This is a genomic window from Rhodoferax sp. ZS1R8 (genome assembly GCF_056521325.1).
In genome coordinates this window covers 1-1,021 of record NZ_JBWMBA010000219.1, presented here as the reverse complement: position 1 = coordinate 1,021, position 1,021 = coordinate 1, and the positions used below count along the sequence as shown (strand labels likewise).

General features: G+C 64.4%; 1 protein-coding gene. It reads left to right on the top strand.

Going from position 1 to position 1,021, the window contains the following annotated elements; all coding sequences use genetic code 11:
* Positions 1-994 (top strand): efflux RND transporter periplasmic adaptor subunit (locus tag AC097P_RS25125; protein ID WP_479613129.1); only part of this gene is annotated, 994 nt, incomplete at its 5' end.
* Positions 995-1,021 lie beyond the last annotated feature (27 nt).

The window sequence follows — 1,021 nt, the reverse complement described above, 5'->3', positions numbered from 1 at the left end:
GGGCTTTCGGGTCAGCGGCAAGATCGTGCGCCGCCAGGCGGAGCTGGGTCAGCGGGTGAAGGCTGGCGACGTGCTGGCGCAACTGGACCCCCAGGATTACCAATTGGCGGCCCAGGCAGCCAAGGCCCAGGTGGTTGCAGCGCAGACCAACCGGGATCTGGCGGCTGCCGATTTCAAACGCTTCAAGGAACTGCGCGACCAGAACTTCATCAGCGGTGCTGAATTGGAGCGGCGCGACGCGACTTTGAAGGCAGCCCAGGCGCAGTTTGACCAGGCGCGGGCCCAGGGTACCGCACAGGGCAACCAGGCGGCCTACACCACGCTGGTGGCCGATGTGTCGGGTGTTGTCACCGCGGTGGAAGCCGAGCCCGGCCAGGTGGTGGCTGCAGGCACCCCCGTGGTGCGCATTGCGCAAGACGGCCCGCGTGACGTGGTCTTTGCCGTGCCGGAAGACAAGGTGGTGCTGATCATGGCCGGGTCTGCGGTGGATGTGCGGGCCTGGTCCGCCAATGTGTCGCTCAAGGGTGTGGTGCGCGAGGTGGCGGCCAGCGCCGACCCGGTGACACGGACGTTTGGCGTCAAGGTGGCATTGCCTACGCAAGGTGCGCTGGCACTGGGCACCACTGTGTCCGTGCTGCCGCACGCCCTGGACCGCAGCAGCGTGCAAGTGATCAAGCTGCCAACGAGTGCGTTGCGCCAGGACGGCAAAGCCTCTGCGGTGTGGGTGTTGGATACGGCCAGCATGACCGTCAAGTTGCAGCCCATTCAAATTGCGACGGCGGACGGCAACGAGGTGGTCGTGGCCGGTGGTTTGCAGCCAGGCATGCAGGTGGTATCGGCCGGTGTGCATGTGTTGTCACCCGGAGAGAAGGTCAGAGTCTATAAGGAGAAAAAGCCTACAGCCCCCGCCGTTGCTAAACAAGACGCTATCAAATCGGTAGCGGTGTTCGCATCGGCGCCGGTAGCCCCCGCCAGTGCAGTGGCTTCGAAGTGAGGCCAGCATGAACCAAGAACAACCCAA